General features: G+C 68.3%; 19 protein-coding genes. 3 read left to right on the plus strand and 16 right to left on the minus strand.

Annotated features, from left to right (window positions below; genetic code table 11):
* Positions 1-108: 108 nt before the first annotated feature.
* The 3 genes from ALI144C_RS30270 to eno are packed head-to-tail and all read right to left on the minus strand — an operon-like array spanning position 109 to position 2,634.
* Positions 109-612: a DUF501 domain-containing protein gene (locus ALI144C_RS30270; RefSeq protein ID WP_076990610.1), complete on the minus strand. Its 504-nt coding sequence runs from the start codon at positions 610-612 to the stop codon at positions 109-111.
* A gap of 4 nt (positions 613-616) precedes the next feature.
* A complete protein-coding gene (locus ALI144C_RS56420) occupies positions 617-1,348 on the minus strand; it encodes an FtsB family cell division protein (protein WP_083753522.1) in 732 nt (243 codons plus the stop codon).
* The gene (gene eno / locus ALI144C_RS30280; protein ID WP_076990611.1) at positions 1,348-2,634 is read right to left on the minus strand and encodes a phosphopyruvate hydratase; all 1,287 of its coding nucleotides are present in this window, start codon (positions 2,632-2,634) and stop codon (positions 1,348-1,350) included. Before eno ends, ALI144C_RS56420 begins: the two co-directional genes overlap by 1 nt.
* A 144-nt stretch (positions 2,635-2,778) precedes the next feature.
* On the opposite strand from eno, the gene ALI144C_RS30285 reads away from it, so the two are divergent.
* On the plus strand, positions 2,779-3,156 hold the full coding sequence (locus ALI144C_RS30285; protein WP_054288504.1) for a tetratricopeptide repeat protein: 378 nt from the start codon (positions 2,779-2,781) through the stop codon (positions 3,154-3,156).
* 51 nt (positions 3,157-3,207) lie between these two features.
* On the opposite strand, the gene ALI144C_RS30290 is transcribed toward ALI144C_RS30285, so the two are convergent.
* Positions 3,208-4,197, minus strand: a complete 990-nt coding sequence (locus ALI144C_RS30290) for a substrate-binding domain-containing protein (protein ID WP_076990612.1) — start codon at positions 4,195-4,197, stop codon at positions 3,208-3,210.
* A 271-nt stretch (positions 4,198-4,468) separates the two neighbouring features.
* On the opposite strand from ALI144C_RS30290, the gene ALI144C_RS30295 reads away from it, so the two are divergent.
* On the plus strand, positions 4,469-5,263 hold the full coding sequence (locus tag ALI144C_RS30295; RefSeq protein WP_441297580.1) for a phosphate ABC transporter ATP-binding protein: 795 nt from the start codon (positions 4,469-4,471) through the stop codon (positions 5,261-5,263).
* A 20-nt stretch (positions 5,264-5,283) separates the two neighbouring features.
* Here the strand turns inward: ALI144C_RS30295 and ALI144C_RS30300 are convergent, their stop codons facing one another.
* The 8 genes from ALI144C_RS30300 to ALI144C_RS30335 form a co-directional block, all read right to left on the minus strand.
* Positions 5,284-6,111, minus strand: coding sequence for a sortase (locus ALI144C_RS30300; RefSeq protein ID WP_076990613.1), 828 nt, complete (start codon positions 6,109-6,111; stop codon positions 5,284-5,286).
* A complete protein-coding gene (locus ALI144C_RS30305) occupies positions 6,108-8,663 on the minus strand; it encodes a hypothetical protein (RefSeq protein WP_076990614.1) in 2,556 nt (851 codons plus the stop codon). Before ALI144C_RS30305 ends, ALI144C_RS30300 begins: the two co-directional genes overlap by 4 nt.
* Positions 8,660-10,285: a phosphate ABC transporter substrate-binding protein PstS gene (locus ALI144C_RS58510; RefSeq protein WP_076990972.1), complete on the minus strand. Its 1,626-nt coding sequence runs from the start codon at positions 10,283-10,285 to the stop codon at positions 8,660-8,662. Before ALI144C_RS58510 ends, ALI144C_RS30305 begins: the two co-directional genes overlap by 4 nt.
* Before the next feature lie 5 nt (positions 10,286-10,290).
* Positions 10,291-11,430, minus strand: coding sequence for a phosphate ABC transporter permease PstA (pstA, locus tag ALI144C_RS54755; RefSeq protein WP_202819089.1), 1,140 nt, complete (start codon positions 11,428-11,430; stop codon positions 10,291-10,293).
* Between the two features lie 15 nt (positions 11,431-11,445).
* Positions 11,446-12,432 (minus strand): phosphate ABC transporter permease subunit PstC, encoded by a 987-nt coding sequence (gene pstC / locus ALI144C_RS30320; protein WP_076990615.1) that lies wholly within the window; start codon positions 12,430-12,432, stop codon positions 11,446-11,448.
* 117 nt (positions 12,433-12,549) lie between these two features.
* Positions 12,550-13,065, minus strand: a complete 516-nt coding sequence (locus ALI144C_RS30325; protein WP_143230963.1) for a hypothetical protein — start codon at positions 13,063-13,065, stop codon at positions 12,550-12,552.
* A gap of 121 nt (positions 13,066-13,186) precedes the next feature.
* Positions 13,187-13,564 (minus strand): hypothetical protein, encoded by a 378-nt coding sequence (locus ALI144C_RS30330; protein WP_076990617.1) that lies wholly within the window; start codon positions 13,562-13,564, stop codon positions 13,187-13,189.
* A 202-nt stretch (positions 13,565-13,766) separates the two neighbouring features.
* Entirely contained in the window at positions 13,767-14,564 is a 798-nt protein-coding gene (locus ALI144C_RS30335; protein WP_083753523.1) for a lytic transglycosylase domain-containing protein, read from the minus strand.
* A 203-nt stretch (positions 14,565-14,767) separates the two neighbouring features.
* Between ALI144C_RS30335 and ALI144C_RS30340 the strand changes: the two genes are divergently transcribed.
* Positions 14,768-15,475, plus strand: a complete 708-nt coding sequence (locus ALI144C_RS30340; RefSeq protein WP_237774387.1) for a transporter substrate-binding domain-containing protein — start codon at positions 14,768-14,770, stop codon at positions 15,473-15,475.
* A gap of 69 nt (positions 15,476-15,544) precedes the next feature.
* Here the strand turns inward: ALI144C_RS30340 and ALI144C_RS30345 are convergent, their stop codons facing one another.
* Genes ALI144C_RS30345 through mfd form a run of 4 tightly spaced genes read right to left on the minus strand, consistent with a single transcriptional unit; the run spans position 15,545 to position 23,975 of the window.
* Positions 15,545-18,727 (minus strand): S41 family peptidase, encoded by a 3,183-nt coding sequence (locus tag ALI144C_RS30345; protein ID WP_076990974.1) that lies wholly within the window; start codon positions 18,725-18,727, stop codon positions 15,545-15,547.
* 10 nt (positions 18,728-18,737) lie between these two features.
* On the minus strand, positions 18,738-19,433 hold the full coding sequence (locus ALI144C_RS30350; protein WP_076990619.1) for a MazG family protein: 696 nt from the start codon (positions 19,431-19,433) through the stop codon (positions 18,738-18,740).
* On the minus strand, positions 19,430-20,377 hold the full coding sequence (locus ALI144C_RS30355; RefSeq protein ID WP_143230965.1) for a hypothetical protein: 948 nt from the start codon (positions 20,375-20,377) through the stop codon (positions 19,430-19,432). The genes ALI144C_RS30350 and ALI144C_RS30355 overlap by 4 nt, the downstream gene beginning before the upstream one ends.
* Positions 20,378-20,417: 40 nt before the next feature.
* Positions 20,418-23,975 (minus strand): transcription-repair coupling factor, encoded by a 3,558-nt coding sequence (gene mfd / locus ALI144C_RS30360; RefSeq protein ID WP_076990621.1) that lies wholly within the window; start codon positions 23,973-23,975, stop codon positions 20,418-20,420.
* Positions 23,976-24,056: the final 81 nt, after the last annotated feature.

Here is a 24,056-nt window from a genome sequence, read left to right on the forward strand (position 1 = left end):
CTTTGGTCTGATCGGCCCAATGTGACTTGTATCGACAGTTACCAGACACCTCTTGTTAGCGGCACGTGAGTAATTCAGGTTCTTCCACCCGCGCGGACGTGCCATATGTCAACCGGCGCCGTTCACCGCCGCGCAGTCACCGGACGGCCATTGGTCCTCGATCATGCGCAGCGTCTCGTCGCCGAACGGGTTCACGCCGGGGCCGCTGGCCAGCGCGTGGGCCACGTGGACGTGCAGGCACTTCACCCGCCCCGGCATCCCACCCGCGCTGACCTGCGTGCCGAGCGATTCGATCGCGTCCCGCTGGGCGAGGTACGACTGGTGCGCGCGCTCGTAGTGGCCGGCCAGTTCTTCGTCGTCGGCGAGCCGCTCGGTCATCTCCTTCATCACGCCGGAGGCCTCCAGCGTGCTGCACAGCGACGTCAGCCGCGGGCAGGTCAGGTAGTACAACGTGGGGAACGGCGTGCCGTCCTCCAGGCGGGGATTGGTCTGGACGACGGCGACGTGACCGCTGGGGCACCTGGCCGCGACGGCACGCAACGCGCGCGGCGCCCGGCCGAGCTGGGCCGCGACGACCGCGCGATCCGCCTCGGTGACTGGCTCGAACTGCACCTGGCTATCTTTCCTTGATCTGGTCCCAGAGCTGCTGGAACCACGGCTGCTGCGGTCCTGGGACGGGCGCGGGCGGCTGACCTGGCTGGACACCGGCGTCACCGGGCAGTTGGACCATGTACGGGGTCTCGCCGGGCATGACGTAGCGCAAACGCTTGCGCGCCTCGGCCAGGATCTGGGTCGGGTCGGACAGCTGGGCCTTGCGGGCCTCGAGCTCCTGCACCTTGACCCGCAGCTCGTCCTGGCGACGCTCCTGCGCCGCGACCTCGTCACGCTGCGACAGGTACGTCCGGAGCGGCACGGCGATGGACAGGGCCAGCGCACAGACCACTGTCGCGACGATGGCCGCGCGGCGTGTGGTCGCCTGCCCCATCAGGGTCTTGGCGAACCGCGAGCGCTGCTTGGGCGCCGGACGCCTGCGCGGCGGCGGGCCGTCGCCGTCCGCCCTGGCCTGGGCCCGTGACGACGAGTACCGCGACCGTCTCGGCTCGGCGAGCGGTGGTTTCTCGTCCTGGGGCTTCGCCCCGGCCGACGGGGACTTCGACCCAGCCGACTTCGATCCGGCCGACTTCGACGAGCCGGGGCGGCGCCCGAACCGGCCACGCCGGTCCGGGCGCTCGGCACCCTCGGGCTTGTCGTCGGACTTCGCCGACGTGACGAACCCGCGCGTGAACCGGCCGCGCCGCGAAGCCGACCGCTCCGGACGCTGCTGCCCCTCTGCGGGCTCGTCAGCCATCAGCTCTCCGGGTTGAACCGCGGGAACGCGAGGTCACCCGCGTAGCGTGCGGCGTCACCGAGGGTCTCCTCGATGCGCAGCAGCTGGTTGTACTTGGCGACGCGCTCGCTGCGGGCGGGCGCACCGGTCTTGATCTGGCCGACACCGGTCGCGACCGCGAGGTCGGCGATGGTGGTGTCCTCGGTCTCACCGGACCGGTGGCTCATCATGCTCTTGTAGCCACAGGAGGTCGCCAGCGACACGGCGTCGAGCGTCTCGGAAAGCGTGCCGATCTGGTTGACCTTCACCAGCAGCGCGTTGGCCGCGCGGCGGTTGATGCCCTCTTCCAGCCGCTCCGGGTTGGTGACGAACAGGTCGTCGCCGACCAGTTGGACGCGCTCGCCCAACTCGGCGGTCAGCCGCACCCAGCCGTCCCAGTCGTCCTCCGACAGCGGGTCCTCGATGGAGACGAGCGGGTAGTTGTCGACCAGCTCCGTGTAGTACGCGGCCATCTGCTCCGCGCTGCGCCGCTCGCCTTCGAAGGTGTACGCGCCGTCGTCGAAGAACTCGGTCGCGGCGACGTCGAGGGCCAGCGCGACCTCGCGGCCCGGCCGGTACCCGGCCTTCTCGATCGCGACGAGGATCAGGTCGAGCGCCTCGCGGTTGGTGCCGAGGCTCGGCGCGAAGCCGCCCTCGTCGCCGAGGCCGGTGGCCAGGCCGCGGCTCTTGAGCACGGACTTCAGCGAGTGGTAGACCTCGGTGCCCCAGCGCAGCGCCTCGCGGAACGACTCGGCGCCGATCGGGGCGATCATGAACTCCTGGATGTCCACGTTGGTGTCCGCGTGCGAGCCACCGTTGAGGATGTTCAGCATCGGCACGGGCAGGACGTGCGCGTTGACGCCGCCGACGTACCGGAACAGCTCCAGCCCGCTCGACTCGGCGGCGGCCTTGGCGACCGCGAGACTGACGCCGAGGATGGCGTTGGCACCGAACTTGGACTTGTCCGGCGTGCCGTCCAGGTCCACGAGCTTCTGGTCGACCACGCGCTGCTCGACGGCCTCGATCCCGGTCAGCTCCGGCCCGATCTCGTCGAGGACGGCCGTGACGGCCTTCTCGACACCCTTGCCGAGGTACCGGTTGCTGTCCCCGTCCCGCAGCTCGACGGCCTCGTGCTCACCGGTCGACGCTCCCGACGGGACGGCCGCGCGGGCCAGGGTGCCGTCGTCGAGCGCGACCTCGACCTCGACCGTCGGGTTGCCCCGCGAGTCGAGGATCTCCCGCGCGCCGACCTGCTCGATTACCGCCACTGGTTGCCTCCCGGCTCACACCTTCTCGTCCTCACACAGCCTAGTCGTGCCGTGGATCGGCCCTGTTGAAGGCACGCTTGCCCACTGGAGGACTCGCGCGCCGCCTCTCGCCCGGACACGGCGTCGCTCCGTAAAATGGAGTAGATGAGCGACATGGTTGCGGCGTTCCGGCAGGCCGAGCAGCTCGTGGCCATGCGCAGACCGCTCGACGCGCTGGCGGCGCTGGCGCCGGTGCTGGAGGCAGAGGCCGACAAACCGAGTGTGCAGCTCCTCGCGGGTCGCGCCTACCTGGGCTCGGCCCAGTTACGCCGAGCGGAGGAAGCGTTCCGCAAAGTGATCGACCTCGACCCCAACGACCACTACGCCCGCTTCGCCCTGGGCCGCGCGCTGCAGCGGCAGAGCCGCTACACCGAGGCCCGGCGGCAGCTGCGGCTGGCCACGGCGATGCACCCGGTCCCCGAGTACCAGGAAGCGCTCAGCGAGGTCAACGCCCGGATAGCGCTGAACGAGGACGTGGACTGACGAGGAAGAGCCGCCCCGGGGTGGCCGGGACGGCTCGTCGTCGGTGAATCCCTACTTCACGTGCGAACCGCAGTCGGACGCCTTGGCGAGGCGGAAGTGCTGGCCAAGGATGGCGGCCTCCGCTGCCGGGTCGTTGCAGATCCAGCCGTCCGGACCGAAGAAGTTCGCGAACTTCGCGACGTCGACATCCGCGTTGCGGATCACGTTGTAGACACCGCGGTCGTACACGCGAACGGTCGGCAGCGAGCCGTTCGGCGGGGTGTCGTTGGCGATCAGGTTGGCGGGCAGGCCGACCGGGCGCTGCGAGTCGTCGATGTCGTTCAGCTTCAAACCGGGGACGCCCCAGCCGCGGGCCACCGAGAACGGCGCGATCGCGTTCGGGTTGCCGGCGACCACCGACGCGTCGTGCTCCTGCGAGACGGTGGCGCAGTTGCCGACGGTGGCGTCGCTCAGGCCGATGCTGGCCAGGAAGAACTGTCGGGTGCCGGAACCCGGCTGCGGGATGTACGGCTTGACCAGCGGCACGCAGTTCGGCGTGCTGCGGCTGTAGATGTCGTTGAGCTGGGCGGTGGTACGGGTGGCGGGCACGTTGCTGGTGGTGGCCGTGGCGTAGGTCAGGCCGTCCCGGGCGAACTGCAGGAAGCGGTAGTTGGCCTCCACCGGGTTCGAGCCGACCCACCGCGACGAACGCGCGAAGTCGATGTTGTGCGCGGTGCCGTCGTTGATCAGAGCGTTGATGCCCGCGCTGGAGCCGTTCGGCCGGGTGATCGACGGGGCGCCGGTCTTCGGTGTGATCGTCGTGGGCAGGCCGTCACCGAAGGCGTGCCAGGACGCCACCCAGTCGGCCGGACGCGCGTTGGCGGAGTTGTAGCTGTCGGCGAGCGCCTGCACCAGGCCCTGCGTGGTGTCCGAGCCGACACCGACGAGGTCACCTCTGAGCGGCGTGAAGCCAGGGTCGGCGACCGCATTGCCCGCGGCCAGTCCGATCACCGCGGCGGCGGCACCGAGGGTGATCGCCACCTTCCCAAGGATGGAGCGCATTGACAATCTCCTTGTCCTTCAACAGTTTCGCTCCGATCGGAGCTGATTCAAACCTTCCTGGAGCGCGGCGGGCCGAACCACCATGACCACGCGAAAACTGGTTTCTGGCCACACGCCTAGCTGCTTAACGGGCAACAAACTGGTAACAGGGCCATGCGGGGTGAACCGGCCGTTCACCCGCTCGTCGGCGAATCGGCTTAGCGTGCTTGCCTGACGAGTGCTTTTGTGTCCCAAGAGGAGTGTCGTGTCGACCGAGGAACTGACTCCGCTGATCGAAGACGAAGCCTTTCGTGGCAGCGAACTGGAAGCGGTCGACGTCTCCGCGTGGTTCGGTGGTCACAAGGTGTTGCAGCGGGTTTCGCTTGTCATGTCGGCTGGTACCGTGACCGCCCTGATCGGACCGTCCGGGTGTGGCAAATCGACTTTTCTCCGCATTCTCAACCGGATGCACGAGTTGGTGCCGAGCGCTTCATTGGCGGGCGAGGTCCTGCTCGACAGCGTGGACATCTACGAACCGGGCGGGCGGATCACCGAGACGCGCCGCCGGATCGGCATGGTCTTCCAGAAGCCGAACCCGTTTCCGGCCATGTCCATCGCGGACAACGTGACCGCCGGGCTGAAGTTGACCGGCACCAAGGTCTCCCGCACCGACAGGATGGACCTCGTCGAGGAGTGCCTGACGAAGGCCGGACTGTGGAAGGAGGTCCGCGACCGGCTCAAGCAACCGGGCGGCGCGCTGTCCGGTGGTCAGCAGCAACGGTTGTGCATCGCGCGGTCACTCGCGGTCCGGCCGGACGTGCTGCTGATGGACGAGCCCTGTTCGGCGCTGGACCCGACGTCCACCCGGCGGATCGAGGAGACCATCGCGGAGCTGCGCCGCGAGGTCACGATCGTGATCGTCACGCACAACATGCAGCAGGCGGCGCGCGTTTCCCAGTACTGCGCGTTCTTCCTCGCCGAGGCCGGTACGCCGGGCCAGATCGTCGAGGCGGGGCCGACCGGGATGATGTTCGACAACCCGGTCGACCCGCGGACCTTCGACTACGTCAACGGCCGCTTCGGCTGATCGGCTCCAGCAGGTATCGGCTACAGCAGGTTCGGGAGCAGGGCGACTGCTCCCGAGTGGTAGACCTGCCACGTGGCCGCGATCACGATGGGCGTGCCGACCAGCCACGTTTCCCCGCGCCCCCACCGGATTCGCGCCCACGCGAAGAACCCGACAGCGAGCGCGAGAACCTGCAGCCACAGCACCAGGTCGATCAGTTCGCCGGTGTCGGTGGCCAGGGTGTCCTCTTCGGGGAGCTGTGTGCGTGGACGGCCACCCGGTGCGGCCACCGCCTGGCCGGTGAGCGTCGTGTCCACGAACAGCGTGCGCTCCGGACCGGTCACGTCGCCGCCTTCGGCGCTGACCAGCACCATCCGGCTTGAGCCGCGGGGCAACGCGCCCGGCGTCGGATCACCTTCCCGCCGGACGCCTTCGACGCGGTACGTGAACTTGCCCTGGCCGGTCGTGGCCCTGACCTCGTCTCCCGGCTGGAGCTTCCCGATCTCCCCGAACGGCGCGCCGAACGCCTCCGCGCGTCCCAACAGGACAGACGTGCCCGGCTGGCCGGGCAGCGGGCTGGTCCGCCGGTGGCCGGGGCCTTGCGCGAGCTGGCTGCCCGCGGTGCCCTCGACCACCACCTGGGTCAGGTTCAGACCGGGGATCTCCAGCACGACGACCGGCGTGCCCGCGTCGATCTTCCCGCCGGTCGGCATGCTGATCTCGGCGAGCGTCTGCCGGGCCTGCGCGTACAGCACCGTCTGGCTGCGGTCCTGCTGGATCGACGAGAGAACCAGCAGGTATCCGGCGAACCCCAGCGCGAACACGGACAAAGTGATCAGCGCCTGCGTGAACACACGCGTTCTGTTCATGATCGTCGGAGTCGATCCACTGCTGCCCGGAGAACGCGGCGGACCGGGTGGCCGGGTTGCGTCCACACCATCGCGCCGAACGCGATCAGCCCGGCCAGCACCGCGATGGCCAGCAGGCCGGGCAGCACCCACTTGGCGAAGCCGGACGAATCGGTGCGAGTGGCGACCGACGTCGCCGCCTTGTCCACAGTGGGCACCCCGGTCGGTGAAGCGCTCGGCGAGGGCGTACCGGCAGCAGGCGCCTGGTTGTTGCCCGCGAACGTATTGCCCGCACCAGTGGCCGCGCCGTTGGTTGCACCGCCGTGCCCTGGCGGTAGTGGCAAGCCCGCCGCGGGGTTCTCGGCCAATCCAGGCGGAGGTGCCGGAACTTCGCCCTTCTGTTCGCGCACCGCCTTCGCCGCGTTGGTGGTCTGTTCCCGCATCGGCGTGCTCAACGGTACGTACCCGTCCGGCAGTTGACCGGCCTTGTACCCCCGGACCTGACCGGGCTCGGCGGCGTACTCGAGGAACTTCGCGTAGTTGTCCGCGGTGGTCTTGCTCAGACCGATCGTCGGCACCACCGCGTACACAATGGACGTCCCTGGATACGCGTCAGGGGACAACTTGGTGAAGTCCGTGCTGAGTACGCCCGTTTTCTCGTCGAGCTTGGTCCCGTTCAACGCCAGGGCCAACGTCTGGTCGTTCGGCGCGACGAACTTGCCGGGAGCGGTCTGCAACGCGGCCTGCCGCAGGTTGAACACCTTCGAATCACCGAAGGTGGTGACCGCCACCATCGCCCGGTGCCCACCGAGCTGCCGCTGGTCCTTGCGCTTGAAACTGCAGGTCTCCGGCTTGGTGGGATCCACACACGACCTGGTGACGAAAGCCTGTGGCCACGCCTGAGTCGCCGCGACGGCCGCGTTGTACAGGTTGTCCGCGGTGTTCGCGTATCGGTCAAGCAGGATCTCACCGGCGTACTGGCTGGCTTGGTCGGTCACGACCCAGTCGTCCCGCAACTCCAGTTTGCCGAGCGGCAGCTGGTACTGCTTGAACTTCGGGTTGACGACCATGCCGTGCCCGTCGTCGGCGCCGGTCAGCCAGGCCATCGCGTCCTTGTCGGCGGCGATGTACGCCGTCAACGCGTGGATCGCGTCCAGGTCGCCGAGCGAGAACACCGGGTACTCCGAGCCGTCGCGCAGCAGATCACCGAGGTTGCCCACGGCGGGATTCAGCGCGGCGAACTCCGGGTCCGAGCCCCACCAGGTGGGGTTGTTCTTGAGAGCCGGATGACCCAAACCCGCTGCCGACGTCGTCCGATAGGACTGGGTGAGCATCTTCGCCAGCAGCCGGGCGTTGAGTTTCAGCTCGGTGATCTCCTTGCCGTCCAGGCCGTCCAGCGTGAACGAGACCACGACACTGCTCACGGTGACAGGGGCGTACACGAAAGGCTTCGCCGGCTCGCCCTCCATCGGTCTGGAGGTGAGCAAAGCGTTGGTTGCCCCGTCCTGCCACGTGCCGCCCAACGCGCCCGCGAACTGGCCGCGCGCCTCACCGTCGCTCAGCGCGATGTACCCGAGCTTGAACAGGTTCTGGTCGTGGCAGAACTTCGGCTGCCAACTGTTGTTCAGCACCTGGTACGCGTAGAAGGACCCGGCGAAACCCGTTTCCAGCCGGTTGTCCAGCTTGCAGGCTTCGGGCGATTCCCGGAACGACAGGTCGAAGGTGAACTTGCGCGCCCAGTTCGTGGGGGAAACCCAGTTCGAAGCACGGCGCGCGCCACTCTCGTCCAGCGGCGGGGTGGCGCAGAAACCCCTGTGTCTCCTGGGCAGCGCGCTGTCCGGTTTGCAGCGCGGGTCGCCGATCGGGATCACGACCAGTGAACACGGGGAAGCGCTCCCGCAGCCGAGATGGGGGTTCTCGAAACCGGTGAGCAGCTCCATGTCCGCCTCCCCGGTGCCGTCCGGGTTGGTGAAACCGTGATACAGGTTGGGGTACACGGCGTTCTGCGTCGCCGACGAGAACGATGTGGGGTTGCTCTTCACCACCGTGTCGGGCGGCCAGCCCCCGTCCCGCTGCTCGCCGACGTACATCTTTCCGTCGTCCTTCGCCCGGAACGGCACGAACGAGGAAGCGCTCGCGGTCCCGAAGACCGCCGGGTCGAACGTACCGGGGTCGACGAAGCTGCTGTCCAGCAAAGTACCGACGTTCGCGCCTCCGTTCCAGCACGTCTGCTGGGTCACTTCCGCCGGTTTTCCCCAGCACTGCAGGACGACGACGGGAAACGTCTCGCTGCCGACGCCACCGCTGCCCGTCGGCCTGAGCCCGGACCACGACACCTTCACCCGCTGGCGGACAAGGTCCTTGGTCTGCGACACGGTCACGGACGCCTTGTACTTACCGGCAGGCTCGGTGTAGCTGTACTCGTTCTCCATGGTCCGGGTCTGCGTCACGGCCGAGGACTCGGTCTGGCCGACCGCCGGGGCCGGGAGCAGAACCACCAGTCCAGCGGCGAGGAAGGACGCCGCACTGGTCAGTGCCAGCCACGGGATCGCCTTGGTGATCCGGGTTCTCATGACGATGTCCCCTCCTGCGCGGCACGCGCCGCGCGCCGTCTGCTGACTGTCCGCGCGACGATCGCGGGTACCACTAGGACGAGCACGAGTTCGACGGCGGCGAGCACGCCCAGCATGGTGTTGGTGCTGGACCGGTTGGCCGCGAGTTCGGTGGCGACGCCGCTCGCTCCCGAGCCGGCACCGTCTCCGCCTCCCGCACCGATCGGCTCGCCGGTGATCGGGTCGATCTGGGGACCGCCATCGGGATTGTTCGGGTCTCCCGTGCCACCCGCACCATCAGCGCCGCCACCTGCGCCACCACCGGCAGCTCCACCCGCACCGCCGGCGCCGCCGCCCGCACCACCGCCGTTGCCGCCACCAGGACCGCCGGCACCACCGGCGCCACACGGCCCTTGGCCGGTCTTGTCGCAGTCAGGTGGCATGGGCGCGGTGGAGGCGAGCTTGTTGGAACCCGGATTGCTCGGGTCGAACGTCGGGTTGTTGCAGCCGGTCGCGTCCAACGACTTCTTCTCCGCGCCAGGGATCTTGTGCACCTGCTCGTAGCCTGCCTGCACCAGGTTCAGCGGCAGGGGTGAGTAACCGAGCGGACCGGCTTTCTGCTGTCCCTGGCACAGGAAGTAGTAGGCGAACGCGCCGAGGGTGAAGCCCGTTTGTTCGTTGATCTTGCCGTCGACCGACGTCGGCAGGATCATGTACGAGTAGGACGACAGCGGATACGTGCGCTTGTCGTTGTAGACGTAGACGCCACTCAGATCCTGTGTCAGGTAGGTGGCCGGATTGTTCGGGTCGCTCTTGTCGATCTTCGCTGCCTGCAGCGCCACCGCGACGTTGGAGTCCGTCGGCTCGGTGAAGTAGCCCGCACCGTTGAGCACCTTCGCCACCGGGTAGTTCTGTGCACGCGCGTACGAGTACTCGACGTAGCCGATCGCCCCTTCGCCGTACTGGGCCGAGATGTACTGCGCCATGTCGGTGGAGCTGCCCTTGGCCACCGCTCCGGGGATCTGCGGGAAGTACGAGGTCATCCCGTGCTTCCAGATGCCCCCGTGCTGTTCGGCCATCCACTTGGTGAACTGGGCCGACGTCCCGGAGCCGTCCGAGCGGGTGATCGGGATGATCTTCTTCGACGGCAGGGCCTGGCCGTTCATGTCGGCCGTGATCGCTGGATCCGACCAGTTGGTGATCTGACCGGAGAAGATCTTGGTGATGGTCGCGCCGGACAGTCGCACGTTGCGGACCAGCTGCCCACCCTTTTTCAGGTGGTACATGAACGAGGTGCCACCCGCCACGATCGGCATGTAGGCGAACGGCCTGCCCTGCGAGCTGTCGGTGTTGCCGGTGAGCTGGTCCTTGATCCCGTAGGGGATCTCGGTCACGCCGAAGTGGGTGAGCTTCTGCGCGAACTGCAACCGCCCCTGGCTGGAGCCGATCGAGCCGTAGTCCACACGCATGCCGACGTTCTTGACGTCCGCGACCCACTGTGCGACGGCGTTCCCGCTCCAGGTCGAGCCGGAACCGTTGATCCCCTGGTAGGTCTGGGCCTGCGCCGACCCCGCCGCCGAACTCAGGCCGAGCAGGACGACGACGAGCAGCGTGGCGGCCATCCGGTGGCGCGGCCGGTTCATCATGATCACCTTCCGGTCTTCGACCGCGCCACGACACGCGCGACCACGAACAACAGCAACACGACCAGCAGCAGAACCGTGGCGGCGCCGAAGGCACGCGCCTGGTCCACCTGTTCGGACGAACGCGAAAGCTGGTAGGTCATCAACGGCAGGGACACCATCGGCCCCGAGGTCGGGTCAAACCCCAGGTACGTGGTGTACCCGGCGGTGAGCAGCACCGGCGACGTCTCACCGATGCCACGGGCGATGCCGAGAATCAACGCCGTGGCGAGGGCCGGACGCGCGGTCGGCAGCACGACTCGCCACACCGTCTGCCATTGCGACGCACCGAGCGCGAGACTGGCTTCCCGCAGGCCGCCAGGCACCACCCGGAGCACGACTTCGGCGGACCGCGCGATGATCGGCAGCATCATCACGCTGATCGCCAACGCCGCGGCCAGGCCACTGCGCTGGAAACCGGCCATCAGCACCACGGTGGTCAGCACGAACAGACCGGCCACAATGGACGGCAGCGCGGTCATCGCCTCGACGACCGTCCGGACCACACGGGAAAGCCTGCCGCCGACCTCGTTGAGGTACACCGCGGTCCCGATGCCGAGCGGCAACGTGATCACCACCGCGATCATGATCTCCACCAGGGTGCCGACCAACGCGTGCAGCACACCACCGACGGTGAGCGGGTCGAGCGGGCCCGCGCTGCTCAGGTCCGAGGTGAAGAAGTTGATGTGCACCAATGCCTCTGCTCCACGGACCGCTGTGTAGCCGATCACGAGCAGCACTGAGAGACCGACCAGGCCGGCGAACGCGTGGACCACCGCGGACACGACCCGGTCGGCCATGACCGTCCGTGGATGCCGCATCGCCGTGACGCCCGCGTACATCAGCACGAACACCACGAACCAGGAAACGAAGAAACCCAACGGACCCGACGTCGGCAACAGGTTCTCGTAGAGGACCCACACCAGGCCGAGCGCGCCGAGCAGCGACCCCGCCGCCGCGAGTACGTCGTCGAGTGTCCTGCTGCGCAGGTCCCGTTTGCGCGACTCGTCGTCGACGATCTCCCGGTCCGGCTCCGCCTCCGGTTCGGGCTGGGCGTCGGGCGGTTGCTCCTGGGTGGCTTCGTCTTCGATCGCCGGAGCTGCCACTGTCGTTCTCCCCCCTCAGATCTCGGTGGCCGACCCGCTGCGGGTGCGGGCCACGATCGTCGACGCCACCGTGTTGACCACCAGCGTGAACAGGAACAACACGAGTCCCGCGGCCATCAGCGAGGACAGTTGGGACTGGGTCGCCTCACCGAATCGCAGTGCGATCAACGACGAGATCGTCACGCCACCGTTCTCGAGGATGCGCAACCGGATGTCGAACACCGGCGCCAGGATCATCACCACGGCGATGGTTTCGCCGAGCGCGCGCCCCAACGCGAGCATGGTGCCGCCGATCACCCCGCCCTTGCCGAACGGCAGCACCACCGAACGGATCACGCCCCAGCGGGTGGATCCCAGTGCCAGCGCGCCTTCCCGTTCCCCCAGGGGTGCCTGCGAGAACACCTCCCGCATGATCGACGCGGCGAAGGGCAGCACCATCATCGCCACGACGACGCCTGCGATGAACGGCGACGAGGTGTACAGCGACTGTTCCCACGACGCCGCGTTCACGTCGGTGCGCACGTCGAAGAACGGCAGAAATCCCAAGTACTTCGACAACCACCGGGACAGGTAGATCATGTGCGGTGTCAGGAACACGAACCCGAACAGGCCGTAGACCACGCTGGGAATCGCGGCCATCAGGTCGAGGATCGCGATCAGCGTCCGCCTGAGCCGAGCGGGCGCGTACTCCGAGATGTACAGGGCCGTCGCCAGTGCCAGCGGGAACGCCAGCACGATCGCCACTCCGGCGACCTGGAGCGTGAACAAGCCGACCGCGGCGATACCGAGTTTTTCCTGGTTCGGGATGAACGACGGTTCGGTGAAGAACCCCCAGCCGAACTGCCGCAACGTAGGAACTGCCTGGTAGGCGAGGAAAAGGCCGATGGCGCCCATGATCACGAGCACGGCGATGCCCGCCGCGCGCACCGTACCCCTGAACACCCGGTCGGACACGGGCACTGATGGCCGCACCGGGCGTGGCCGGTCGACTTGCGTGGTCATCAGTCGGTTGTCCTCCAGGATCGCAGAATTCCTTGCCGTGACAGCGAAGCTTGTGGTTGTGTCCAGCGGCGGCACGTCAGGTGAACGCACACCCAACGTGCCGCTGCGGCCACACGGCTACTTGTTGGTGACGAACTCGCCGAAAACGAAGCCCTCGGCGAAGAGCCCGTCGAAGCCGAGACCCTTGTTCAGCGCGTTCGCGCCCGCGGCGGTCAGCACGAGGTTCTGGCCGTTGAGCGAGAAGACGTCGATCCGGCGACCGGCGACCGACGCCTTGACGACGTTGTTCCTGGGGTCGATGACGATGGAGTTCACCTTGACGTACTTGTTGCCGGTGGTGAACTTCAGGCCACCGGCCAGTTCCGCGGTGCCGTTGTGACGCACGCATGCCGGGAACGCGTACGCCAGCCCGGTGGCGCTGGCCGGCCGTAACGCCTCGAGCTTGATGGTGAAGAACTCGAAAGCCACCGCCGCGCCCGAGTCCACGGTGACCACGGTCTGCGACGTGTGGGTTCTCGCTTCCCGCGCGAGTTCCACCACGCCGGTGTCGGCGGCCAGCGCCGGTGTGGCACCGATGCCGAGGCCGAGCGCGAGCAGTCCGCCAACCATGCCGGACACGATTCGAATCCTCATGACCCCTCCGTTTCGTGTGAGAACGGGAGAATCTTCAGACTCGTTGTGGCTGAGGGGAAACCCACTCAGACGGGTGTTCCCCGGCCAGCCGTGACCGGCAGGCGGCGCGTTCATCTGGTTGTCAATTAACGGAATTGGTCGCGCGGCCGCGGTGCCCCGGTTGGAACACCATCACCGACGCGTCGAGCGTCGCCTCACCTATCCGGCGCATGAACCTCTTGGCGGCCAGATCGGCGTCGATCTTGCGCGCGAAGCCCTGGGCCGACCTGGCGACCGGCGTGTCCGAGACGGCCAGGTGCCACCACCACTGCCCGGTCGCCGACCGCTCGAAGTCGAGCCGTGTCGTGCCCGTCTCTTCTCGAAGCAGGTCCAGTTCGCGGAGCGCGGCCGTCTGGTCGATGTGCCCCCGCACCGACACCCCGAGCACGCGGTTGTTGCCACCGAGCAGTCGCCATCTGACACCGCTCGAATCGGATCTGAAACACTGGAATCTCGCCATGTCCCCTCCCCGACCGCGGAATGGTGACCTTTCCGCGGTCGGGGCAGACAATTCATCCCATGGGTGGACACCACGGCGTGGGGCCGTGAACGCCACACGCCCAGTGGCTTAACTGGAGATGACCAGCGGCACCCGTTGCACCGAACGGGTTGCCGGTACCGTCACCGAACAGCCGACACCTGGCGAAGTTCAGCCGTCCCGGTCACCCGGGCTGGACAGCTTTGGCGTACGCCTCCTGGCCGCTGAACACGTCCCGGCCGTAGGCGACCGACTCGTTGTACGTCAGGACAGCCTGCCACCACCCGGCCGGAGTGGTGAGCTTGTTCCCGCCGGACTCACAGAGGTACCTCGCCGCCGTCGCGGCCGAGTCGTCGAGGTTCTGCGGGTCCGCGGGTTTGCCGTCGCCGCTGAACCGCACGCCCCACCGCTTCCAGGTCGTGGGCAGGAACTGCATGGGCCCGAGCGCGCGGTCCCACGTCGTGTCCCCGTCCCACACGCCCTTGTCGGTGTCCTTGATCGCCTTGAAACCGGGTGAGCCGTCCAGCGGCACGCCGATGATGGGCTTGGACAGCGTGCCGTCCGGGTTGAGGGTGGTGCTGTTGATCCGGCCGTGGAACGACTCCTTGCGGCCGATCCCGGCGAGCATGGTCCATGAGATGCCGCAGTTCGCGTTGGTCTCGCGCTGGCGCTGCTCGGCCTTGGCGTACGCGATCAGCGCCCGCTCGGGGATCTGCATCCGGCGGCTCATGTCCGGCACGGCCGCCATGTCGACCGGCGATGCCTGGAACGGCAGGGTGGTGCGTGCGGCCGGGGTGAGCGCGGGCACGGGGAACTGCGGCTGCCTGGCCTTCTTCCTGGGCTCGTCGTGGTCCCGCAGCACGAGGTAGGCGGCCACGACGACGCCGATGATCAGTCCGATCACCAGCAGCTTCGGCAGGCCGCGACGCTTGGGCCGAGGTCGCTCAGGTGAGGGTGGTGCGATCGGCAGCGAAGAAGTCATCGAACCCCACAGTACGCAATGCGACTACTCGCCCGCAGAATCAGACCTTTCCGACCAACCCGACATTGGACTGGACAGCGCAGGCGAGCCTTACCTAACTCTAGTGACCAGTTGCTCCACACACTGTCAGACGCTTCGCCCATGGGTTGGGTTGCGGGTGCTGGCCGAGTTCGTCCAACGCTGATCAGGTGATAATGGCCCCCATGACCATCGCCGACGACCTGGCACGAACGGGCACACTGCGCGCATCGATAAACCTGGGCAACCCCATCCTGGCCCAGGGAACGCCATCGGAGCCCACAGGCGTGACGGTGGACATAGCGACCGAACTGGGCAGGCGCCTGGACGTGCCGGTGCAGTTCGTGTGCTTCGACGCGGCACGAAAGTCGTTCGAGGCGATGACGGCAGGCGAGGCGGACATCTGCTTCCTGGCCATCGAACCGGCCCGTGCGAAAGAGGTGGCGTTCACCGCGCCCTACGCGTTGATCGAGGGCGTGTTCGCAGTGCCCACCTCATCGCCGTTGAAGACCGTGGCAGATGTGGACGGCGAGGGCGTCCGGATCGGCGTGCAGCGGGGCTCGGCCTACGACCTGTACCTGACCCGCACACTGCAGCACGCGACAGTGGTTCGCGGGGAGGAGGGAACGGCGGTGTTCCACCCGGCCGACATGGACGTCGCGGCCGGAATCCGCCAGCCGATGACGGAGTTCGTGGCAGCGAACCCAGACCTGCGCCTCATCGACGAAGCCTTCATGCACATCCAGCAAGCCGTGGGAACAACGAAGACCCGGCAGCCGGAGACCATCGAGTACCTGCACGGCGTGGTGGAAGAGTTGAAAGCAAACGGCTTCATCGCCGAGTCCCTGCGACGCGCGAACCAGCCCAGCGCCCAGGTCGCCCCACCGGCATAACCCGGCACCAACCTCGTCGGCAGATCGTCAACCACAAGACAGATCATGATCAACCGCGTGAGACGTCCTCTAAGGCAACTCAGGCAAACCAGGAGGAGTAACAGCCGGACGACTCTCCAAAGCCTCCACAGCCAACCGAACGGCAGTGTCCAATTGAGGATCCCGCCCAGCGGCATAATCCATAGGCGTAGTAGGAACCTCGACATCCGGATCCACACCGTGGTTCTCAACGCCCCACCCGGACCCCTCCAGCCAAGTCCCATAGCAAGGCTGGGTCACCAGAGTCCCGTCGATCAAGTGGTAGCGCATGTCGATCCCGATGGTCCCGCCCCAGGTCCGCATACCGACAACAGGGCCCAACCCGAGAGCCTTGATGGCGGCATTGACGATGTCCCCGTCGGAACCGGCCTGCTCATCGGCGATCGCAACGATGGGACCACGCGGAGCGTCCTGCGGATAGGTCTCTGGACGAGTGCCATCCCGGGCCACCTGCCACCCGATCACCCGCCGAGCCAGCTTCTCGATCACCAGCTGGGAAAGATGTCCACCGCGGTTCTCCCTGATGTCAACGACAAGCGCGTCCCTGCGCATCTCCAACCGCAAGTCCCGGTGCAGCTGAGCCCACCCGGCGGACAACATGTCGGGAACGTGCAAATACCCGACCTTGCCCGAGGACAACGAATGCACACGCTCACGCCGATCCGCGACCCAGGCGTGGTACCGCAAAGGCGTGTCGTCCAACAGAGGAACAACGACGACACGGCGCGGCGCACCACCGGCCGCCGGGCCAAGAGTCAGTTCGACAGGCTTACCAGCCGAACCAGCGAGCAAGGGCGCAGGACCCGCAGCCTCCACAACACGGCCGTCCACAGCAAGAATCGCGTCACCGACGCGAGCGGCGACGCCGGGCGCACGCAGCGGCGAGCGAGCTTCGGGATCCGAGGTCTCCGCGGGCAGGATCCGATCGATACGCCAGACACCCGCCGAATCCGGCGACAGATCAGCCCCCAGCAGCCCGACCCGAACACGAGCATCCGGCGAATCCCGGTTCTCGAAGACGTACGCGTGTGACGTCCCCAGCTCGCCCTGCACTTCCCACAGCAGGTCGCAGAGGTCGTCGTAGGATCCCAAGCGGGGCACCAGGAATCGGTAGCGGTCCAACTGCCCCGCCCAGTCGAGCCCGCCCATGTCGCTGCGCCAGAAGTGGTCGCGCATCAGCCGTCCGGCTTCGTCGTAGGACTGGCGCCACTCCGCGGGCGGGTCCACGGTCACCCGGATCCTGGACAGGTCGACGTCCACGTTGTCGGTGCTGTCGTCGTCCACCTTGTGGTCCGACGGCAGCACGCGTAGGGATCGCCCGTCCTGCACCACGATTCGCTTGCCGTCGCCGCTCACCCTGAACTCGTCGAGCGCGTCGACGAGGGATTCCGCGCGGCGCTTGGCGAAGTCGAAGCGCTCGAGCGACGGCCGGGGTGGGCTGTCGTCGGTCGACGCCATGTCGTGGCCGAGTTCGCCGGTCAGCGGACGGGTCATCCACAGCACGCTGTCCTTGGCCGGGTACAGCGACCAGTACCGCGCCGACTCCACCGGGAAGGCGACCAGCCGGTCCGCGATGCCTTCCACGTCAACGGAAACGCGCGGTGTCTCGGCGTCGTCGGATTCTTTCTCGTCGTCGGGCTCGGTCACCGGGCGCCCCTGGACCTGGGGTGCGAACGGCGACGGCGTGGTGGCCGACAGCGGGACGAGGTACGGCCGGGAGCCGCCCGCGAAGTACATGTCGAACACGTGGGAGTCGTAGTGCGGGTCGAAGCTCCGCGCGGACAGGAACGCCAAGTACTTGCCGTCCAAGGTGAACACCGGTTCGTGGTCGTCGAACCGAAGCGGCGTCACGTCCACAATGGACAAACTAGTGGTGTCGGCCATCCTGATCTGGCGCAGCGGCGGCGGGCCGGGGTGCGACCAGGCCAGCCAGCCAGAGTCGGGCGAGAACTGCAGTCCGGTCGGATCTCCGTCGCGCACGTGGGTCACGGTCCTGGTCTCGCCGGTTTCCACCTCGGCGAGCAGGACCTTGCCGTCGTTGGTGGCGATGCCGACGCGCCGCCCGTCCGGCGCCGCGACGAGCTCGTGGACACGCCCGATCTGCCCCGCGCCGATCCGCCGCGGCGCGGCCTGCACCGAAGCCGGCCCGTCGACCGGCACGATCTCCAGCGCCTCGTCGCCGTCGACATCGGTCACCCACACGACGTGCCCGGTAGCCCCGAGAACCTGGGGAAGCCGGGCCCGCACACCGGGTTGCGCGGACAGCACACGCGCGGGACCGTCCTGGTGGGTCAACCAGTGCACGGTCCCGCGAACCTCGACGACGCTGGCGCGACCGGTGTGGTCGGGTGTGGCCTCGTTCAGCGCGTACCGGGCCGAGATCGGGTACTGCTGACGCGAAACCCGCGACCCGCCGAGCCTGATCGGCAGTTGACGCGGCGACGCCTCAAGGCTGTCCAGGACCCAGATGTCGCCCGCCGAGTGGTACACCACGCGTGTGCCGTCCGTGGACGCGTTGCGGGCGTAGAACTCGTGTTCGGTGTGGCGCCGCAGGTCCGTGCCGTCGGGCAGGCACGAGTAGACGCTGCCGATGCCCTCGTGGTCGGACAGGAACGCGATCCGGTCGCCGACCCACATCGGCGACACCAGGCTGGAGTCCAGTTCGGGCAGGATGCGGGTGAACTCGCCGGATCCGGCGGTGTCCACCCAGAACCGGCCGACTGTGCCGCCGCGGTACCGCTTCCACCACGCGGGCTCCACCGATTCCCGCGTCTGCACCAGCACCGCGCCGTCCTCGCGGTAGGTGATGTCGCCGAGCGGCCCCCACGGCAACTGCCGGGGCTGACCGTCGAGCGGGACGGCGTACGCCCACGTCCGGCGGAACTGCGCCTGACCGGCGGAGCTGATCGCGAGCACCTCACCGGACGAGTTCCAGCCGAGTGCGGTGGTCTTGACCGATCCCCAGTAGGTCAGCCTGCGGCTTTCCCCGCCGTCGACCGGTGCCACGTACGCCTCCGGCTCGACGTCACGGGTGCTCGTCCAGACGACGTGCTGCCCGTCCGGCGAGATCCTCGGCCGGGTGACCGGAACCTGGTCGGCGGACACCCGCCACGCCCGGCCACCGTCCATCGGCGCGAGCCAGACGTCGTCCTCGGCCACGAACGTGACCAGATCGCCGTGCAGGTGGGGAAACCGGAGATACGCGTTGCTCACCAGTCCCAACTTACCTGGGCCAGAACCGGCGCCAATCCTGCTCGGACAACGCCGACGGGTCCAGGCCCGCGTCCTTGGCGGCGCGTTCGGCGGTCCGGACGTCCTCGGCGAACTTCCGGGCGACCGAGCGGACATCGCCTTCCGGCTCCTCGCCCGAGATCTTGGCGCGGGCGGCCGTCGTGAAAAGCTGCTCGGCCGGGCTGTCCCCGGAGGGCAGCAGGTCGACGGGGAAACCGGCGCGAGCGGTGCGCTGGGCGAGCTTCGCGGCCAGTGCCAGCGCGGGTGCGCCGAGCGCGACGCCGTCGATGCTGGATTCCCGCTTCTTCTCGACCTGCTTGAGCTCCTCCCAGCGCTTCTCCTGCGTCGCGGAGTCGCGGACTTCCGGGTCCGTCGCGAAGACGTGCGGGTGCCGCCCGATCAGCTTCGCCGACAGGGTCGCGGCCACGTCGTCGATGGTGAACGGGTCGTCCGGGTCTTCCTGCGCCACCCTGGCGTGGAACAGCACCTGCAGCAGCACGTCGCCGAGTTCCTCACGCAGCGCGGCGCGGTCGCCGTCCTCGATGGCCTCGATCAGCTCGAAGCACTCCTCGATCAGGTACTGCCGCAGCGACTCGTGGGTCTGCTCGGCGTCCCACGGGCACCCGCCCGGTGAGCGGAGGCGGTCCATGACCACCACCGCTTCGAGCAGCTTCTCGCCGGGGGTCACGGCTTCGGGGTCTTGACCTGCAGGACGGTGCTGGCCGCGGCCGCTTCCTCACCGGAGACGACCTTCAGCGTCACCGGGTCCCACGAGCCGTACCGGGGGTTCGGGTGGATGCCGGTCTGCTGAGCCAGGGACACGAGCTGGGCCTGGCCGACCTGGGCCAGCTGGAGCGGGTCGACCGAGGTGGGGTCGAAGCCCTGCGGCGGCTGCGCGGGCTGCTTGCTCTTGAGGTAGAAGACGACGTAGCCGCCGGTCTCGCCGCCCAGCCTGGTCGCGGTGACCGTGCCGGTCGGCAGGTTGAACAGCGGGGACGACGCCGCCTGCATCAGCGACTGCGGGTCGCGGGCTTTCGCCGGGTCCTGGGTCTGGCCGATGATCGCCTCCTGCGCCGGGTTCGGCACGGCCTGCATCAGCTCGGCCGACTTGGCCGGGTTCTCCGCGACCTTCTTGGCCAGCGCCTGCGCGTCCTCGAGCTTCTGCGGGAACGCGGCGTCGAACGTGACGGCGGAGCGGCCGACCGCACGGCCACCGAGCTCGATCAGCGCCAGCCGGGTGCGGGTGATGTCCTTGGCCGGGAAGGCGGCGTCCACGATCGACTGGAACGGGTCACCCTGGGTGGCCTGCGGACCGGTCAACGACGGGACCGACTGCTCGACGAGCTGTTCGTCGATGGTGATGCCCGACTTCTTCACCGCGTCGGCGGTCAGCTGGTTGAGCGCCTGCTGCGTGACGATGCCACGCGAGACCACGTCCAGCTTGCGCTGGCGGGCCTGGTCCTGCGCGGCCTTGTTGGTGGCCAGCAGGTCGTTGAGCTTCTGCTGGACCTGTTCGACGGTCGACACGGTCACGTCACCAACGGTCAGGGCGACCTTGGGGTCTCCCTGCCCGGCACTGCACCCGGCCACGAGCAGGGTGGTCGCGGCGAGCATCCCGATTGAGCGGCGCATGGCAGTCGTCACGGTGATTAGCCTCTCACAGCCGGATCGTTCACCCGACTGGGGCCGGGGCGATCACCAGGCTCTGCAGGAAGTCGGTGCACCACTTGAGCAGCTCCTGGTCACGCAGCTGCGGCGCGCCGATCCGGCCACCGGCCGGTCCCTCGGTGGGGCGGGGCACCACGACGGTGTTGGTGACCGCCTTGTAGTTGGCCTTCGGGTGCAGCCGCTTGAGCCGCACGATCTGGGAGTCGCGCAGGTCGAGCGGGGCGAACCTGATCATGGCGCCCTGCGTGATGACCTCGGTGACGCCGTGGACACGGCAGGCCTGGCGGAACGTCGCCACGGCGAAGAGCCGCTCGACCGGCAGCGGCGGCGCGCCGTAGCGGTCCTTGAGCTCCTCCAGCACCCCGGCGAGGTCGTCGGCGTCGCGGGCCGCGGCGATCTTGCGGTACGCCTCCAGCCGCAGCCGCTCGCCCGGCACGTAGTCGTGCGGGATGTGCGCGTCGACCGGCAGGTCCACGCGGACCTCGGCGAGCTCTTCCTCGCCTTCCGGCCCGTCCGCGCCCGCGTGCCTGCGGAACGCTTCGACGGCCTCGCCGACGAGCCGGACATAGAGGTCGAAGCCGACGCCCGCGATGTGCCCGGACTGCTCGGCGCCGAGGATGTTGCCCGCACCGCGGATCTCCAGGTCCTTCATGGCCACGGCCATCCCGGCGCCGAGCTCGGTGTTCTGGGCGATCGTGGCCAGCCGGTCGTGTGCGGTCTCGGTGAGCGGCGCCTCCGGCGGGTACAGGAAGTACGCGTACCCGCGTTCGCGGCCACGGCCGACGCGGCCGCGCAGCTGGTGCAGCTGGGCGAGGCCGAGCAGGTCGCCGCGTTCGACGATCAGGGTGTTGGCGTTGGAGATGTCCAGGCCCGTCTCGACGATCGTGGTGGACACGAGCACGTCGTGTTCGCGTTCCCAGAAGCCCTGGATGATCTTCTCCAGGCGGTCCTCGTTCATCTGGCCGTGCGCGGTGACCACGCGGGCCTCGGGCACGAGTTCCCGGATCCGCTTGGCCGCGCGTTCGATCGACGAGACCCGGTTGTGCACGAAGAACACCTGGCCGTCACGCAGCAGCTCACGCCGGATCGCCGCGCCGACCTGCTTCTCGTCGTAGCCGCCGACATAGGTCAGGATCGGGTGCCGGTCCTCCGGCGGGGTCAGGATCGTGGACATCTCGCGGATGCCCGCCAGCGACATCTCCAGGGTGCGCGGGATCGGCGTGGCGGACATGGTCAGCACGTCCACGTGCGTGCGCAGGGCCTTGATGTGTTCCTTGTGCTCGACGCCGAAGCGCTGCTCCTCGTCGACGATCACCAGGCCGAGGTCCTTGTAGCGGATGCCGGTCTGCAGCAGGCGGTGCGTGCCGATCACGATGTCGACCTCGCCGTCCGCGAGGGCCGCGATGGTCTGCTCGGACTCGCCGGGGTCGGTGAACCGGGACAGGCCCTTGATGGTCACCGGGAAGGACCGCATCCGCTCGGCGAACGTGTTGAGGTGCTGCTGGGCCAGCAGCGTGGTGGGCACGAGCACGACGACCTGCTTGCCGTCCTGCACCGCCTTGAACGCCGCGCGCACGGCGATCTCGGTCTTGCCGTAGCCGACGTCGCCGCAGATCACGCGGTCCATCGGGACGCCGCGCTGCATGTCGGCCTTGACCTCGTCGATCGCGGCCATCTGGTCGACGGTCTCAGTGAACGGGAACGCGTCCTCCAGTTCGCGCTGCCACGGCGTGTCCGGCCCGAACGCGTGCCCCGGCGCGGACTGGCGGGCCGCGTAGAGCTGCACGAGCTCGGCCGCGATCTGCTTGACGGCCTTGCGCGCCTTGGCTTTCGTGTTCTTCCAGTCCGAACCGCCGAGCTTGTTCAACGTCGGCAGCTCGCCGCCGACGTAGCGGGAGACCTCGTCGAGCTGGTCGGTCGGCACGAACAGGCGGTCACCGGGCTGGCCGCGCTTGGACGACGCGTACTCCAGCACGAGGTACTCACGCGTGGCCCCCGCGACGGTGCGCTGGACCATCTCGATGTACTTGCCGATGCCGTGCTGTTCGTGCACGACGTAGTCGCCGGTCCTGAGGGCCAGCGGGTCGACGGCGTTGCGGCGGCGGGACGGCATCTTGGCCGACATGTCCTTTGTGGACGTGCCGTGCCGCCCGCCGGTCAGGTCCGTCTCGGTGAGCACGACCAGCGCGGAGTCCGGCGCCATGAACCCGTCTTCGAGCGCGCCGCGGACAACCGTGACGACGCCACGCTGGGGCGCCTCGGTCAGCCCGTCCGCGGCGAACCTGGCGGGGACCTCGGCCTCGCCCAGCTGCTCGACGGCACGCTGGGCCGTTCCGCTGCCGGGCACGACGAGAACCGCCGCTCCTCCGGCTGCCGTGTGCGCACGCAGGTCCGTGAAGGCGCGCTCGATGTCGCCGCGGTACGAGTCGACCTGTTTGATGCCAAGGGAAAGCACGTCGTCGGCGCCGGTGAGCTGACTGAGCGTCCACCACTTGCGGCCGGTTTCGCGGGCGTGGGTGACGATCTCGCCCAGTTCGCGGTACGCCGACGCGCCGAGGTCGATCGGTGCCTTGCCGCCGCCCGCGGCGGCCATCCACGATGCCTCGAGGAACTCCTGACCGGTGCGGACCAGGTCGTGGGCGCGGGTGCGGATCTTCTCCGGGTCGATGACCAGGACGTGCGAGCCGTCCGGCAGGACGTCGGTGAGCAGTTCCAGCTCGCCGTCGCAGAGCACGGGGATCAACGCCTCCATGCCCTCGACGGGGATGCCCCCGGAGAGCTTGGTCAGCATCTCGGCCAGGTGCGCGTCGGCAGCGTGGTCGGTCGCCAGGTCCGCCGCGCGGCGCTTGACCGACTCGGTCAGCAGGAGCTCACGGCACGGCGGCGCGGTGACCTCGGTGACCTTCGTCGGCAGCGAGCGCTGGTCGGCCACGGAGAACGGCCGGATCTCGCTGACCTCGTCGCCCCAGAACTCGACGCGGTACGGGTGCTCCGCGGTCGGCGGGAAGAGGTCGAGGATGCCGCCGCGCACGGCGAACTCGCCGCGCTTCTCGACCATGTCGACGCGGGTGTACGCGAGCACGACAAGGCGCTCGATCAGCTCGTCGAAGTCGTGCTCCTCGCCCGTCTTGAGGTACACGGGGGCGAGCTCGCCGAGACCGGGCGCCATCGGCTGGATCAGGCTGCGCACGGTCGAGACGATGACCTTGATGGGCTGACCGTTCGGGTGCGCCAGTTTGTGCAGCACGGACAGGCGTTGGGCGACCGTGTCGGCGCGCGGTGACAAGCGCTCATGCGGCAACGTCTCCCACGAGGGGAACTCCGCGACCGCCTCCTTACCCAGCAAGTCACGCAACGCGGCCGTCAGGTCGTCGGCCTCACGGCCGGTCGCGGTGACGGCGAGGACCATCGAGTGGGCGGCGAGCGTCGCGGCGACCACCGGTCGCACCGCGGGCGGGCCTTCGAGTTCGTAACCGGGTGCGCCTGCGGCCTCGGCGACAGCCCTGACCGCGGGATCGGCGGACAGACCGGCCAGCAGACCAGTCAGCGGAGCGTGAGACACGGAAGCTTCCCCTTGCCGAAGAGTCGGACCCGACAAGCTTACGTCGAAGGTCCGACAGCGCAGGGCGACCGCTACGGTTCG

Origin of the sequence: Actinosynnema sp. ALI-1.44, assembly GCF_001984155.1 — a bacterium.
GTDB lineage: Bacteria > Actinomycetota > Actinomycetes > Mycobacteriales > Pseudonocardiaceae > Kibdelosporangium.